Origin of the sequence: Streptomyces sp. JJ66, from assembly GCF_019303495.1 — a bacterium.
Lineage (GTDB): Bacteria > Actinomycetota > Actinomycetes > Streptomycetales > Streptomycetaceae > Streptomyces.
This window is the reverse complement of record NZ_JAEVFI010000008.1, coordinates 158,032-172,170: the sequence shown is the minus strand read 5'-3', so window position 1 is coordinate 172,170 and position 14,139 is coordinate 158,032. Positions and strand designations below refer to the sequence as shown.

Sequence of the window (14,139 nt, the reverse complement as noted above, 5' to 3'; positions counted from 1 at the left end):
TAACGGGGTGTGGTGTAGAAGTGCGCCACCCCGGCCCGGTCGTCGCCGGGCGGACAGGGCACTCCCCAGGGTGCTCGCGTTTCCGGCGAACCGCCGGGCCGGGGCAGCGCGCAGGTAGTCCTTGTCGGCGCACGAAGGGATCGCTCTCGCGCATGTATCACGCAACGTCCCCCGTGACCGCCCCGAACCGGACGGCCCCCTCCCGGACCGCACCGCCCCGGCAGGGCCAGCCCGTGCACTTTCCCGGCGCCACGGCGCCGGAGCACGTACGCCGGTTCCGCGGGCCGTCCCCGGCGGGTGACCGGCCGCCGATCAGCGGGAGGCTCGACCTGTCCGGCCCGCAGGGGGCGCGGGTGCGCTCCGCTCTCGCCCTGGTCCACCGCATCTGCCCGGACTTCCGCCCGGCCCAGGTGCTGCGGCGCAGTGGCCGCACGGCCCTGCTGGCGGGGACCATCGGCCGCACCCCGGTGGTGGCGAAGTGTTTACTGGACCGCTCGCCGGTGTGGGCCGAGCGCTACCAGCAGGAGATAGCGGCATACCGGGCGTTCGTGCGGCACCGGCCCCCCGTGCGGGCGCCCCGGCTCGTCGCCGCGGACCCGGACAGCTGCACCCTCATCGTCGAGCGCGTGCCAGGACGCCCGGGCGCGCTGCGGCGGCACCCGACCGACGCGGTACCGCTCGCGGATGTGCACGCGCTGCTCGGCGCGCTGAAGCGGCTGGGCGAGTGGAAGCCCCCCGCCAGCCTGTTTGACCGCCCGCTGGACTACGGGGCGCGGCTCGTCCGCTACCACGATCTGGGGCTGCTCACCGACCGGGACATGGGCGACGTGCACAAACTTCTGCACAGCGCCGCCCACGCGGGGGGCCAGGGCCCGGTGTGGCAGTTCGCGCACGGGGACGCGCTGCCCGCCAACTTCCTGCTCGCACCGAGCGGGCCGGTGCTGGTGGACTGGGAGCACGCTGGCTGGTACCTGCCCGGCTACGACCTGGCCACCTTGTGGTCGGTGCTCGGTGAGGCTCCGCTGGCCCGGCGGCAGGTGAGCTGGGCAGCCCAGGCTGCCGGGCCCGCGGCCCAGGACACGTTCCTGGTGAACCTGATGCTCGTGCTCACCCGTGAGATCCGGACCTGTGAGCTGGCGGTGCAGCGCTCGATGCGGGAACCGGAGCCGGCTCCCGGGCGGGGTGGGCCGTCGGCGAGCGGTGAGGAGCAGCGGCTGCTGTTGCGCCGACTGCACGACGACATCGGCCTGGTGCGCCGGGCCGTGCGGGCGGCGGTGGGCACGCGCTGACCGGCGGCGCGGGGCGTCTGGCACCGTCGCGGAAACGGTCCGCGACGGTGCCGGGCTGTCCGGGTGTGTTCCGGTGCGGCGGGGAAGGGCGAGTGCGGGGCCGCGCGCGTCCCGCCGGAGTCGTCCGGGGTCCTACTTTTGCTGGAACAGCTCGGCCGGGAGCGGCTTGAGCAGCTGGTACAGCTCATCGGTGATGGGGCGGTCCCAGCTGGCGATCGTCACCAGGACGCCGTCGCTTCGGTCGAACTGCACGCAGGCGACACGGCCCTCCGAGCAGGTGACGCGGCGGACGACCAGCAGGCTGCCGTCGTGCATCACCGGCATGTCCTCGCTGCCGGTGACGGTCACCGGCTCGTCCATCTCCAGCGCCGCCAGCAGCTGGGCCACCTCGAACGGCACCTCGTCCTCGTCGGTCTCGCGCGCGGGCGAGCCCTCCGGCAGATTGCCGATGATCATGGCTGGTCCACGGCCGCCGAACAGGTCATAGCGCAGGAAGACGCCCTGGCAGGTGCCGTCCGGGGCGGGCAGCAGACCGGCGCCCAGGTTGCCGGGCCAGTCGCCCGGGTCCATCGCGAGGACGTCGAAGTCCGGCCCTGCGGGCGAGGCGGCGCTACGGCGGCGGAGGAAGGACATGCCGCCATGGTACGCGGACGACTACCGGCTCCGGCCCGCCAGGTCCTCCAGCACCGCGACCGCCACAGACGCCAGCTCGTACGGCACGAACAGGTGATCGTGGTGGTACCCGGCGACCACGTTGCAGCTGATCCCGGCCTCGGCGAGCGCGGTGGCGACGGCCGCGGTCAGGCCCACCGCGGCCAGCGCCGAGTGCACCCGCAGGGTGATCCAGCCCGCCACGTAGTCGTAGCGCAGCCCGGCCGCGTCCGCTTCGCCGCGCGGGAGGACGACGGTCAGCGCCTCGTCCTCCGCCACGGTCACCACCGGCCGCACCCCGTCGGGAACCGGGCCGGTCACGGTGCTGAACACATACGGCCCCGGCCGCAGCTCCGGCGTCATCCCGGTGAGCAGTTTCGACAGATCACGTTCGCCTGACACGATCTCAACCCTATGACGGACACCGTGAACCTGTGGCGCACCGGCCTCGACCGCGTGCCGCCCGGCCTGTGGGACCACACGGACCTCGGCACGCTGATCCTGCGCTGGAACCCCTTCGAGGCTGGCGGCCCGGACCCGGCGGTGGTCAACACGCTCACCCGGCGGGGTTGCGTGGTGCTGTGGTGAGCGGGGAGCGGCAGTGGAAGAGTGGCCAGTGTCCGGTCGGTGAGGATCACAGGGAGCGCCTGCGATGAAACAACTGATCAATGTGCCCGAACGGGTGGTGGCCGACGCGCTGCGCGGGATGGCGGCGGCTCACCCGGAGCTGACGATCGACGTCGACCGGCGGGTCGTGGTACGCGGCGACGCGCCCATCATGGACAAGGTGGCCCTGATCTCCGGCGGCGGCAGCGGGCACGAGCCGCTGCACGCCGGGTTCGTGGGGCGCGGCATGCTGGACGCGGCCTGCCCGGGCGAGGTGTTCACCTCCCCGGTACCGGACCAGATGGCACGCGCCGCCGCGGCCGTGGACAGCGGGCTCGGCGTGCTGTTCATCGTGAAGAACTACACCGGCGACGTGCTGAACTTCCGGATGGCCGCGGAGATGGCAGAGGACGAGGGCGTCGCCGTCGCCAGCGTGCTGGTGGAGGACGATGTCGCCGTCACCGACAGCACCTACACGGCGGGGCGGCGCGGCACCGGCGGCACGCTGTTCGTGGAGAAGCTGGCGGGTGCCGCGGCCGAGGAGGGCGCGCCGCTGGAGCGGGTGGAGTCCCTCGCCCGGCGGGTGGCGGACGCCTGCCGCAGCTTCGGCGTCGCGCTGACGGCGTGCACCACCCCGGCCAAGGGCACCCCGACGTTCGACCTGCCGCCGGGCGAGCTGGAGCTGGGCATCGGCATCCACGGCGAGCCGGGACGCGAGCGGCGGCCGATGATGACGTCCGGGGAGATCGCCGACGTCAGCGTGGACGCGCTGCTGGACGGCTTGCCCCGGGGCGGCCCGGTGCTGGTGCTCGTCAACGGGATGGGCGGCACGCCGCTGCTGGAGCTGTACGGCTTCAACGCCGAGGTGCAGCGGGCGCTGGCCGAGCGCCAGGTGCCGGTGGCGCGCACCCTGGTCGGCAACTATGTCACCTCGCTGGACATGGCGGGATGTTCGGTGACCCTGTGTCCGGGCGACGAGGAGCTGCTGCGCCTGTGGGACGCGCCGGTATCCACCCCGGCCCTGCGCTGGGGGCGCTGAGTGTGACCGGGAAAGGACGGGCAGGACAGGAGCAGGGGTTGGCAGAGCCGATGGACGCGACGGTCTTTTGGCGCTGGATCGACCTGACGGCGGCGGACGTCGCCCGGGAGGCGGCGCGCCTGACTGAGCTGGACTCGGCGATCGGAGACGCCGACCACGGCAGCAACCTCAGCCGCGGGTTCGCCGCCGCGCTGGACGCGGTGCGCCGCGAGCACCCCGACACGCCCGGCGCGGTGCTGACGCTCGCCGGGCAGACCCTGGTGTCATCCGTGGGCGGCGCGTCCGGGCCGTTGTACGGGACGCTGCTGCGGCGCACCGGCAAGACGCTGGGTGAGGCGCCGGAGGTGGGTCTCGGGGAGCTGGCGGCGGCGCTGGGCGCGGGGGTCGAGGCCGTGGCCCGGCTGGGCGGGGCGGCCGCGGGCGACAAGACCATGCTGGACGCGCTGCTCCCGGCCGTCGAGGCGTTGCCGCAGGGGCCGGATACGGCGGCGCGCGCGGCGGCCGAGGGTGCCCGGGCCACGGTGCCGATGCGGGCACGCAAGGGGCGGGCGTCCTACCTCGGGGAGCGCAGCGTCGGGCACGAGGACCCCGGCGCGGCGTCCTCGGCCCTCCTGCTCGCCGCGCTGGCGCGGGCGGTCCGTGATGAGTGAGGGCGCACCAGGCTCGCTGGTCGGCGTGGTCCTGGTCTCGCACAGCCGGGAGGTGGCCGACTCGGTGGCCCGGCTCGCCGTCCAGCTGGCCGCTGGCGGCGCGAGCGCCCCGGTCGCGGCCGCGGGCGGCACACCGGACGGCGGGATCGGCACCAGCGCGGACCTGGTCACCGAGGCCACGCGCCGCGTGGAGCAGGGTGCGGGCGTGGTGGTGCTGGCCGACCTGGGCAGTGCGGTGCTCACGGTGCGCACGCTGCTGGCCGAGGGGGACCTGCCGTCGGGGACCCGGCTGGCGGACGCGCCGTTCGTGGAGGGCGCCGTGGCGGCGGTGGTCACCGCGTCGGCGGGCGCGGACGCGGCTGCCGTGGCCGCGGCGGCCGAAGAGGCGTACAGCTACCGCAAGCTGTGAGGGGCCGCGCGGTGCGGGGTGGGTCCGGGCGCGGGGGCGCGGCTTCAGCCAGACGCGGTGGCCCGGGAGCCGTGGTCCCGTCGGCCATGGCTGGGGGCGTCGGACGCCTCGCGGTCCGCCAGCGCGGTGGTGGGGGGTACGCCAGCCCGCGCCCGGGTCCGTCAGGCGCTGATCGGGGCGGCCAGACCGCGGCCCTCGGCGTAGGCCAGGGCCGCGGCGGGAAGGGCCACGCGGTGGCCGGTGTGCAGGACGACGAGGTCGCCTGCCTCCAGGGCGGGCAGGGCCGGGGCGGAGGGGAGGCGGCGCAGCGCCTGGGCGGCGACGGCGTCGGCGGAGCCGTGCAGCCGGGGCTCGGGCCCGCCGGGGCGGCGCAGGGCGGCCAGGATGCGGCCGGCGACCAGCTCGTAGTGGGTGCAGCCGAGTACGACGGCCCGTACGCCGGGCGGGGTGAGGGCGGCGGCGGCCTGGACGGCGGCGTCGATGGCCGCCTCGTCGGCCTGTTCCACGGCGTCGGCCAGGCCGTGGCACGGCACCTCGGTCACCTCGACGCCGGCGGCGAACTCGGTGATCAGGCGGCGCTGGTAGGGGCTGCCGGTGGTGGCCGGGGTGGCCCAGACGGCGACGGGGCCGCCGTCAGCGGCGGCGGGTTTGATCGCGGGCACCGTGCCGATCACGGGCACGGCGGGTTCCAGCTCGGCCCGCAGGGCGGGCAGCGCGTGCACGGTGGCGGTGTTGCAGGCGACGATCAGCGCGTCGGGGGCCAGCTCGACGGCGGCCCGGGCGCAGGCCAGGGCATGGGCGGCGATGTCCGCGGAGGCGCGCGGCCCCCACGGCATGCTGGCGGGGTCGCTGGAGAGCACCAGCGCGGCATCGGGGCGCCGTCGCCGCAGGGCGGTGGCGGCCGGGAGCAGTCCGATTCCGGAGTCGACGAGGGCGATCTTCACGCCCAGAAGGGTACGCGCAGCGGCCCGGTGGTGCGCTCATGCCGGTTCGCCGGGGGCGCGCCGGTCCCGCCCGGAAGCGATGCCCGGAGGCGATGAGCGGCACGCGGTGGGTCGGGGCAGGTCCCTTCGCGTGCGTCCGTTTACGTTGCCACCGCCTACTCTTCACTGGATCATGACAGGGGCGGCTGGCCGGTTTCGACCGGTTCGTTATCGTTGGCCCGGTCGGGGCACCGCAGGCCCGGGAAATGACGTGCTTATCAGACTCCTCACCGGGCACATCTTCGGCTTAACTTATGGAGCATGACCTCCCCCCGCAGCACGTACGGCGGCGGCTACTACAGCGCGTCGTCTTTCGCTGACACCCCGATCTACGACAGCCTCGTGGCTGAGCGCGGCACTCCCCAGATCGCCCCCATCCGGGTCCCGGCCGCCTACGACTCCGGCAGCTCGCTGCCCGCCCTGCCGTCGGCGCTGCCCGCGCTGGCCGCCGGACCCGGCACGCAGCACACGCCGCCGCGCGGGTACGGCTACCCACAGCCCGCGCCGCAGTCGGCCCCGCTCCAGCAGGCACCGACGCCGTATCTGCCGCAGCAGAATTCCGGCGGCTACGGCTACCCGCAGTCCGGGCAGCCCGGTGCGCCGTACCCCTACCAGCAGCAGATGCGCCCGGTCGCGCCGCCGCGTCCGGTGGTGCCCCGGCAGATGCACACCCCGCCGCAGGGCACGCCCGGGTACGCCGACCCGTACGGACGTCAGCACCCGGGGTCCGGCTACTGACGGGCCGCCACGGGCAAGCCCCAGTTATCCGGGCCAGGTCACTGGCTGGCCGCATGCCGACGCTGACCGAGTTGTGCCTGTGCCCGCCGGTGTGACGGCACGCCAGGCCCGCTGAAACCCTGGGGCGAGCGGTGACCGCCGATGGATGGGCGGGGACAGGACGGACACCTGTTGACGCTGTGCGGATGGCGACGGGAGAAGCGAACGCGAGGGGGGACGAGCTGAGGCTGACGGCTGGGGCACGGCGTCCCGGGCCGTCGGCGTACCGGGCCGGGCGGGAAACGCGTCGGCGACGTACAAAGTGCTGGGCTCACGCGTGCCCCCGCACCCGGCCGCGTGGCAGGCGTCGCCTCAGAGCAGCCTGTTGCCCGCTCCGCCGGGCCCGAACGCCTCCAGCAAGCGCATCCGGGAGCGCTGCAACCGGTGGGAGATGATCTCACCGACCGCCAGGGCGAGCGCATAGCCCAGTTCGTGGTCCTCCTCGCACAGCCGCCGCACGTCCACCGCGTCGAACTCCAGGGCGCGCACCGGACTGCCGGCCTCGGCGCCCATGTGCCAGGTGTAGGGCCGGAACATCCAGGACCAGCCCAGCAGCTCACCGTGTCCTACGGTCTCCACCGTCTGAGGGCGGCGACCGGGGATGTGCTGGTCGAGAGTGACGGAGCCGGTATGGATGATCCAGAAGCGGTCCGCGGTCATGCCTTCCTCGAAGATGCGGGCGCCCGCGGGGAACGCGACATGCCGCCCGAGCGCGCGCAGCCGCTCGCTGTGACCGGGCGGAAGAGAGCCGAGCAGTCCGGTCATGGTCCGCATCGCTGGCCTCCTCGCCTCGTCGGACCCGCGTCCGGGGACGCCGTTTGCCCGCACCCGGCCGGAGGGCCCCTCACGAACCACCATCGTCTCACCGAACGCGCTTGCGAGCAGCTCGATGCGCGGCGGCGCGCCCTGAACTGCCTCACCCCGGGCAGCCCTCTACCTCACCGGCCGCTGCGACGCCACGTCACACCGCGCCTGCTGGGGCGCGGGGAGGCACTTGTCCGGAGCTGAGCATGGTGTGCGCGCACGGGGTCCGGGAGCGGGAACCGGTGGCGCTGTGCGGGTGGGGGCGCAGGGGCGGGCGCGAACACGTCCCGGGGCGGGTACGGCACACGCTACCGTGGTGCGGCGCCGCCCGACGGGCGGCCCGGCGCTGGTCGTGGCCCTCGCGAGCAGCACGTTTTCTCCGCATCGCACGTTTCGCACGAGTTTGGGGCACGACGGTCCATGGCGCACGGCTCGGTCCAGGTGACGTACACGAACACGTCGCGTTGGCGACGCCGCTTTGGGGACTACGCCTCCCTCGCCACGGCGCTGGAGGCGGCCGGTGACGGCGACGTCCTGACCGTCGCGCCCGGCACCTACCGGGAGAACCTGGTCATCGACCGCGCCGTCACGCTGCGCGGCCCGGAGCGGGCGGGGGCGGGCTCGGTGCGGCTGAGCCCGCCCGACGGCGTCCCGCTGACCCTGCACGCCCCCGCCGTCGTCCGCGACCTGCAGATCGAGGGCCAGGACCGGGCCGCTCCGGCCCTGCTGGTGGAGGACGGGACTCCCGAACTGGCCGGGCTGCGCGTCGTCACCCGTTCCGCCGTGGGCGTCGAGGTACGCGGCGGAGCCCGTCCCACCGTGCGCGGCTGCACCGTGGACAACCCCGCGGGCTTCGGCTTCGCCCTCTCTGGCGGGGCGGGCGGGCTGTTCGAGGAGTGCGAGGTGGTCGCCGCGGGGCAGGCCGGGTTCGCGGTACGCGACGCCGCCCACCCCCGGCTGGACCGCTGCCGGGTGCACCACGCCGCCGGCGCGGGACTGGCGCTCACGGGCGAGGGCACGGCGGTGGAAGCGGTCGGCTGTGAGTTCTACGAGATCCGCGGCACCGGCGTTCAGGTCTCGGCCCGCGCCTCTGGTCAGCTGACCGACTGCCAAGTGCACCGCACCAGCGCCGACGGCGTGACCCTGGACACCGACGCCGTGCTGACGCTGACGGACTGCCACGTGCACGACATCCCGGAGAACGCCCTTGACTTGCGGTCGCGCTCGGTGCTGACGCTGACCCGCTGCACGGTGAGCCGTTTCGGGCGCAACGGCCTGTCGGTGTGGGACCCGGGCACCCGGGTGGACGCCCACCGGTGCGAGATCCACGACTCCACCGGCGACTACCCGGCGGTGTGGATCAGTGACGGCGCTTGTGCGGTGCTGGACACCTGCCGCGTGCACACCGTGCCGGACGCACTGTTCGTGCTGGACCGCGGCTCCCGGGCGGATGTGGTGGACAGCGACCTGACGCAGATACGCGGCACCGCCGTGTCCGTCAGCGACGGCGGCACGGTGGAACTGGACGACTGCCGCGTGCGGGAGGCGGCCACCGGCGCCTGGTTCCGCGACCACGGCAGTGGCGGCACCCTGGCAGGCTGCACGATCGACGCCGCCGCGACCGGTGTCATCGTCACCAAGGGCGCCGATCCGGTGGTGGAGCGCTGCACGGTCACCGGTCCGGCCGAGGCCGGTTTCTACGTCTCCGCCGAGGGCCGCGGCACGTTCACCCAGTGCCGGGTCACCGGTTCGCACGGTTACGGCTTCCACGTCATCGACGGCTGCCGGGCGACGCTGCGCCACTGCCGCACCGAGCGCTGTGCCCGTGGCGGCTACGAGTTCCCCGAAGACGGCCCGGCGGTGGAGTCCTGCACGAGCGACGAGACGGCGCCCCAGTCCGCGCCCGAGCCGGTTGCGGCGGCGGCCCCCCGGAGCCCGGGCCTGCTGGCGCCGCTGCCCGAGCCTGCGCCAGCGCACGCTGCCCCGGCGCGCACGGCCCCGGCCACGGTGGCGGCCGACGCGGACCCCGCTCCCGAGCGGCCCACCGCCCGCCCCGCCGAGGAGGTGCTGGGCGAGCTGGACGCGCTCGTGGGGCTGGAGAACGTCAAACGGGAGGTCAGGGCGCTCACCGACATGATCGAGGTGGGCCGCAGACGCCAGCGGGCCGGGCTCAAGGCCGCCTCCGCGCGCCGCCACCTGGTCTTCACCGGCTCCCCCGGTACCGGCAAGACCACCGTGGCCCGACTGTACGGCGAGATCCTGCACGCGCTCGACGTGCTGGAGCGCGGCCACCTGGTGGAGGTCTCGCGCGTGGACCTGGTGGGCGAGCACATCGGCTCGACGGCGATCCGCACCCAGGAGGCGTTCGGCCGGGCGCGCGGCGGTGTGCTGTTCATCGACGAGGCGTACGCGCTGTCCCCGGAGGACGCCGGGCGGGACTTCGGCCGGGAGGCCATCGACACGCTGGTGAAGCTGATGGAGGACCACCGCGACGAGGTCGTCGTCATCGTCGCCGGCTACACCGAGGAGATGGAGCGGTTCCTGTCCGCGAATCCCGGCGTCGCCTCCCGCTTCTCGCGCACCATCACCTTCGGTGACTACGCCCCGCGGGAGCTGCTGCGCATCGTGGAACAGCAGGCCGAGGAGCACGAGTACCACCTGGGGGAGGGCGCCGCCGAGGCACTGCTCAAGCACTTCGCGGCCATCCCGCGCGGTCCGTCCTTCGGCAACGGCCGCACGGCACGCCAGACGTTCGAGGCGATGGTCGAACGGCACGCGGGCCGCGTGGCCCGGCTGGCGGAGGCGAGCACCCAGGAGCTGACCCTGCTGTACGCGGAGGACATTCCGCCGCTGCCGTGAGCAGGGCGTCCTGGCGGGCAAGGGCGGCCGGGACCGCGCTGGCGGTCTCGGTCAGGCGGCCGGTCACGCTCCGCCGGACCGGGCCGGATGGGGTCAGGCGGGCTGGCCCGGTCGCGCCCCGGGCTCCGCCGCCGCCCCGCCCGGCTCATCGGGTGCGGCGTCGGCGGCGGGTCCGGCGCCCGCAGCAGGGTCGGCCCGGTGCCCAGGGCTGGCCGGGCCGCGCGGTCGTGGGGGCGGCGTCGCGCCGGGGAGCGTCGGCGGCAACGGGCTCAGGTGGGTCAGGAGTTCGGCGCGGGTCCGGGCGAAGGCCGGGTCGGCCTGGTATTCGCTGTGGCCGAGGAGCGGTGCGGGCAGCGGGTCGTGCGGCGTGCGGCCGTAGGAGAGCGGGTCGCGCAGCGGCCCCTCGTCGACATCGGCGACCTTCACCGGGCCGCCGATCGGGTCGGTGAGCCGCCACAGGTTGCGCCAGTGGTCCACCTGGTCGGCCAGTACGCCGAGCGCGGTAGGCCCGAACCATGCCGGGAACCAGCGGCCGTACAGCCGCTCCAGCGGGGAGCCGTAGGTCAGCAGCGCCACCTGGGAGCGGGTGGCGCGGTCCAGCTGCCAGACAGCCGCGGCCGCCAGCACGCTGCCCTGGGAGTGCCCGGAGATGACCAGCCGTCCGCCGGTCAGCTCGGTCCAGGTGCACATGCGCCAGGTGAGGTCGGGGACCGCCCGCTCGGCGTAACAGGGCGGTGCGAAGGGGTGCGTAGCCCGGGGCCAGAAGGTGCCGACGTCCCACAGGACGCCCACGGTGCGCCGTGCTCCGGCGTCCCGGTACGCGCGGCGGCCCGTGGTGACCAAGGCGATGACCAGTCCGCCCATCAGCCAGGAGCCGACGCCCTGCGCCAGGTCGGCCGCGGCGGCCAGCGGTGCCGGTGCCCCGTCGAGGGCCTGCTGTGGCGCCGCGCCGCTGATCAGCGCGCCCGCGACGGCCGCCGCGCCCAGCAGGGCGGTGAGCGCCGCGACCGTGCCGACCAGGACGGGCGCGGAGTCGGTGAGTCCCGCCCGGGCGATGGCCGAGGCGATGTGGCCGCTGCGGGCGGGGTCGTCGGCGGCCTCGTCGGGATAGCCGCGGGCGACGTCGGGTACCAGGCCGCGTCCGAGCCGCCACACCCGCACCGCGCAACTGACGGCGAAAACGGCGACGGCCAGGACGACGACGGGGATGACCGCCGCCTGCCAGGTGAGCACCACGGGCGGCCCGGCAATGGGTGCGCCCGGCAGGTGCGCGGTGGAGCCCGGCGCGAGCCATTCGGCGACCCGCTGCGCCACACCGCCGGAGAACAGTCCGCCCAGCGCGCACGCCAGCAGGGCCACCGCGGGCCCGCCGAACCCGGCCAGCGCGCTGCGTTCCCCGGCTGGGGCGCGGCGGTGCAGGACCGCCGCCGTCCCGGCCAGCGCCAGTACCAGGCCGCCCTGGAGGAGGGTGGACACGGCGAAGTAGCCGGTGCCCGGCAGCTGGGCACCGGCCCGCCAGCCGGGGCGGTCCCAGCCGGTGTGCACCGCCGAGGCGAGCAGCAGCGTCAGCGCGGACCATGGCAGCCAGCGGGTGACCGCCGGGTCCCGGCGCTCGTCGATCTCACTCTCGCTGCGCCCCCGCCGCATCACACTGACCAGGACGGCGGCCCAGCACGCCGCGCACAGCAGCGCGAGCACCGTGCCCACGCTGGCCGCCGCCCCGCCGCGCGCGCCGTCGTACTGGGCGGCGGCGGTCAGCAGGGCGGCGGTGACCGTCAGCAGGGCGGCGGCGGTGTGCGCGGCCCGCAGCCGGGCGACGAGCCGCCTGCCGTACCAGAAGCCGGGCAGGCTGAGGGACGGATCGTCCTCGTCAGGGGGCTTGACCGGGGTGCCGCAGGCGCGCGGCGCGGGCGGGGCGGACTCGTACGCGCTCCAGGTGCGCCGGGCCAGCCACCACAGCAGGGCGGTGACGGCCAGGGGGAACAGCGCCGCGACGACCAGGCGCCGGCCCGGCAGGCTCCACCAGCCGCCGGTGTCCTCGGCGAGAAACGTCAGCCAGGAGGCGCCCTGGGCGCACGCGGCGGACGCCGCGCACTGCCAGGCCACCAGGTCCAGCGCGACCTCGCAGGCGGCGGCGGTCAGCAGGACGGTCAGCGACAGGGCGATCAGCCGGACGAGCACCGAGTACAGGCGGTGCGCGCGGTGACCGCGCGGGGCGGCGGGGCGCATCCAGTGCGCCAGGTTGGCGATCATGAACGGCAGCAGGACGAGCCACAGGGCACGGGCGCCGTTGCCCGAGGTCAGCCCGGACCAGCAGTACGCCTCGGGCACGGGTTCGGTGGTGTGCCCGCCGGGCCGGGCGGCCCGGGCCTCCGCGCCGGCGTCCTGGGTCCTGCGGTGGAGGCCCGCGATGGCGTCGCCGGTGACGCGGACGGTGCGCGGGTCGCCGAGCATCGCCTGCGGGGTGGCACCGCCGACGCCGTGCACGAGCAGTTCCAGGGCGGGCGCGGCAGCGGGGCCGGCACCGGCGCGGGCGTCGGCGGGCACACCGGCGCCGGAGGGCGTTCGTGGGCCCGGCGCGTGGGCACGCGGTGGTTCAGCCATGGTCTGTCCCCCGGGAGTTGGCTTCGTCTCGCCTCTCAGGATCGGTGCGCCGCCTGCGTGTGCACAGCCCCCTCCGGTGTGATCCCGGGACGACATCACACTCGCGTCACCCCTGGCGGTCCCACTGGCTGATACCGGTCCCCGGCCGTCCGCCTGGTCCGCCGCGCTGCTTATGCGGCGGGTGCGCTCTCCGTCCAGCTGCCGGTCGCCAGGAAACCGTCGAGCACTGCCCGGTAGGGGCGGATGTCGAGGGACTGCTCCGCGAGCCAGGCGTCGGAGTAGTACTTGTCAAGGTAGCGGTCGCCGGGGTCGCAGATGAGGGTGACGACCGAGCCCGTGCGTCCGGCGGCGACCATCTCGGCGACGATCTTCAGCGCGCTCCACAGCCCGGTGCCCGTCGAGCCGCCCGCCTTGCGGCCCACCACCGCCTCCAGGGTGCGCACGGCGGCCACGCTCGCGGCGTCCGGGACCTTCATCATGCGGTCGATCGCGCAGGGCACGAAGCTCGGTTCCATGCGCGGCCTGCCGATGCCCTCGATGCGCGAGCCGATACCGCTGGCGGCACCCGGATCGCCGGAGACCCAGCCGTCGAAGAAGCAGGAGTTTTCCGGGTCGGGCACGCAGATGCGGGTGTCGTACTGCATGTACCGCACATAGCGGGCGAGTGTCGCGGAGGTGCCGCCGGTGCCCGCGGCGGCGACGATCCACGCCGGTTCCGGGTAGCGTTCCAGCCGCATCTGGTGGTAGATCGACTCGGCGATGTTGTTGTTGCCGCGCCAGTCCGTGGCCCGTTCGGCGTAGGTGAACTGGTCCATGTAGTGGCCGCCGGTCTCGGCAGCCAGCCGGGCCGAGACCTCGTAGACGCTCTGCGGGTCGTCCACCAGGTGGCACTGGCCGCCCTCGAACTCGATGAGCCGGGTCTTCTCCGGGCTGGTGGTACGTGGCATGACAGCGATGAACGGCACGCCGATGAGGCTCGCGAAGTACGCCTCGGAGACGGCCGTGGAACCGCTGGACGCCTCGATGACGGGCTTGCCCGGGCGAATCCAGCCGTTGCACAGCCCGTACAGGAACAGCGAGCGGGCGAGGCGGTGCTTGAGGCTTCCGGTGGGGTGGGTGGACTCGTCCTTCAGGTACAGGTCGATGCCCCACCGCTCGGGCAGCGGGAAGCGGAGCAGGTGTGTGTCGGCGCTGCGGTTGTGGTCAGCCTGCACCTTGCGCACGGCGTCCTGGAGCCAGGCACGGTAGGCCGGGTCGCTGCGGTCGATATCCAGGGTGGGCTGGGCGGGAGCAGACGCAGTGGGCTGGGCGGGAGCAGACGCAGTGGGCTGGGCGGGAGCAGACGCGGCGGGCTGGGGCGGGGTGGCTGGCGGGGGCTGCTCCGGCCGGGTGGCGTCCTCGGCGGCCTGGTGGTCGTTCTCGCTGTTCACGCCGCGATGATAGGCGGCCTCTGGTGTACGGCCCGGTC

General features: G+C 74.7%; 13 protein-coding genes. 7 read left to right on the top strand and 6 right to left on the bottom strand.

Translation table 11 applies throughout. From position 1 onward, the window contains the following. Window positions 1-152 precede the first annotated feature (152 nt). A complete protein-coding gene (locus JJV70_RS08300) occupies window positions 153-1,289 on the top strand; it encodes an aminoglycoside phosphotransferase family protein (protein WP_219047104.1) in 1,137 nt (378 codons plus the stop codon). A gap of 132 nt (window positions 1,290-1,421) precedes the next feature. On the opposite strand, the gene JJV70_RS08295 is transcribed toward JJV70_RS08300, so the two are convergent. Then, window positions 1,422-1,922: a hypothetical protein gene (locus JJV70_RS08295; RefSeq protein WP_219047103.1), complete on the bottom strand. Its 501-nt coding sequence runs from the start codon at window positions 1,920-1,922 to the stop codon at window positions 1,422-1,424. 21 nt (window positions 1,923-1,943) lie between these two features. Next, complete coding sequence (locus JJV70_RS08290) at window positions 1,944-2,342, bottom strand: ACT domain-containing protein (protein WP_219047102.1); 399 nt, start codon at window positions 2,340-2,342, stop codon at window positions 1,944-1,946. 12 nt (window positions 2,343-2,354) lie between these two features. On the opposite strand from JJV70_RS08290, the gene JJV70_RS08285 reads away from it, so the two are divergent. The 4 genes from JJV70_RS08285 (at window position 2,355) to dhaM (ending at window position 4,644) form a co-directional block, all read left to right on the top strand. After that, window positions 2,355-2,528 (top strand): hypothetical protein, encoded by a 174-nt coding sequence (locus JJV70_RS08285; protein WP_219047101.1) that lies wholly within the window; start codon window positions 2,355-2,357, stop codon window positions 2,526-2,528. Between the two features lie 64 nt (window positions 2,529-2,592). Further along, window positions 2,593-3,585 carry a dihydroxyacetone kinase subunit DhaK gene (dhaK, locus tag JJV70_RS08280; protein WP_219047100.1) on the top strand — a complete coding sequence of 331 codons (993 nt, stop codon included), beginning with the start codon at window positions 2,593-2,595 and terminating at the stop codon, window positions 3,583-3,585. A gap of 50 nt (window positions 3,586-3,635) precedes the next feature. Continuing rightward, a complete protein-coding gene (dhaL, locus tag JJV70_RS08275) occupies window positions 3,636-4,235 on the top strand; it encodes a dihydroxyacetone kinase subunit DhaL (protein ID WP_219047148.1) in 600 nt (199 codons plus the stop codon). Further along, on the top strand, window positions 4,228-4,644 hold the full coding sequence (dhaM, locus tag JJV70_RS08270) for a dihydroxyacetone kinase phosphoryl donor subunit DhaM (protein WP_219047099.1): 417 nt from the start codon (window positions 4,228-4,230) through the stop codon (window positions 4,642-4,644). Before dhaL ends, dhaM begins: the two co-directional genes overlap by 8 nt. Before the next feature lie 161 nt (window positions 4,645-4,805). On the opposite strand, the gene JJV70_RS08265 is transcribed toward dhaM, so the two are convergent. Further along, window positions 4,806-5,588, bottom strand: coding sequence for a glutamate racemase (locus tag JJV70_RS08265; RefSeq protein WP_219047098.1), 783 nt, complete (start codon window positions 5,586-5,588; stop codon window positions 4,806-4,808). Between the two features lie 300 nt (window positions 5,589-5,888). Between JJV70_RS08265 and JJV70_RS08260 the strand changes: the two genes are divergently transcribed. After that, window positions 5,889-6,365: a DUF6643 family protein gene (locus JJV70_RS08260; RefSeq protein WP_219047097.1), complete on the top strand. Its 477-nt coding sequence runs from the start codon at window positions 5,889-5,891 to the stop codon at window positions 6,363-6,365. Window positions 6,366-6,716: 351 nt separating this feature from the next. Here the strand turns inward: JJV70_RS08260 and JJV70_RS08255 are convergent, their stop codons facing one another. Beyond that, the gene (locus JJV70_RS08255; protein WP_219047096.1) at window positions 6,717-7,178 is read right to left on the bottom strand and encodes a Crp/Fnr family transcriptional regulator; all 462 of its coding nucleotides are present in this window, start codon (window positions 7,176-7,178) and stop codon (window positions 6,717-6,719) included. A gap of 450 nt (window positions 7,179-7,628) precedes the next feature. Here JJV70_RS08255 and JJV70_RS08250 point away from each other — a divergent pair, with 450 nt between their 5' ends. Continuing rightward, on the top strand, window positions 7,629-10,067 hold the full coding sequence (locus JJV70_RS08250; RefSeq protein WP_219047095.1) for a right-handed parallel beta-helix repeat-containing protein: 2,439 nt from the start codon (window positions 7,629-7,631) through the stop codon (window positions 10,065-10,067). Between the two features lie 93 nt (window positions 10,068-10,160). Here the strand turns inward: JJV70_RS08250 and JJV70_RS08245 are convergent, their stop codons facing one another. Together JJV70_RS08245 and JJV70_RS08240 are read right to left on the bottom strand one after the other, a co-directional pair. Beyond that, window positions 10,161-12,671 carry a hypothetical protein gene (locus JJV70_RS08245; RefSeq protein ID WP_219047094.1) on the bottom strand — a complete coding sequence of 837 codons (2,511 nt, stop codon included), beginning with the start codon at window positions 12,669-12,671 and terminating at the stop codon, window positions 10,161-10,163. A gap of 170 nt (window positions 12,672-12,841) precedes the next feature. After that, window positions 12,842-13,945: a PLP-dependent cysteine synthase family protein gene (locus tag JJV70_RS08240; RefSeq protein ID WP_257573620.1), complete on the bottom strand. Its 1,104-nt coding sequence runs from the start codon at window positions 13,943-13,945 to the stop codon at window positions 12,842-12,844. Window positions 13,946-14,139 lie beyond the last annotated feature (194 nt).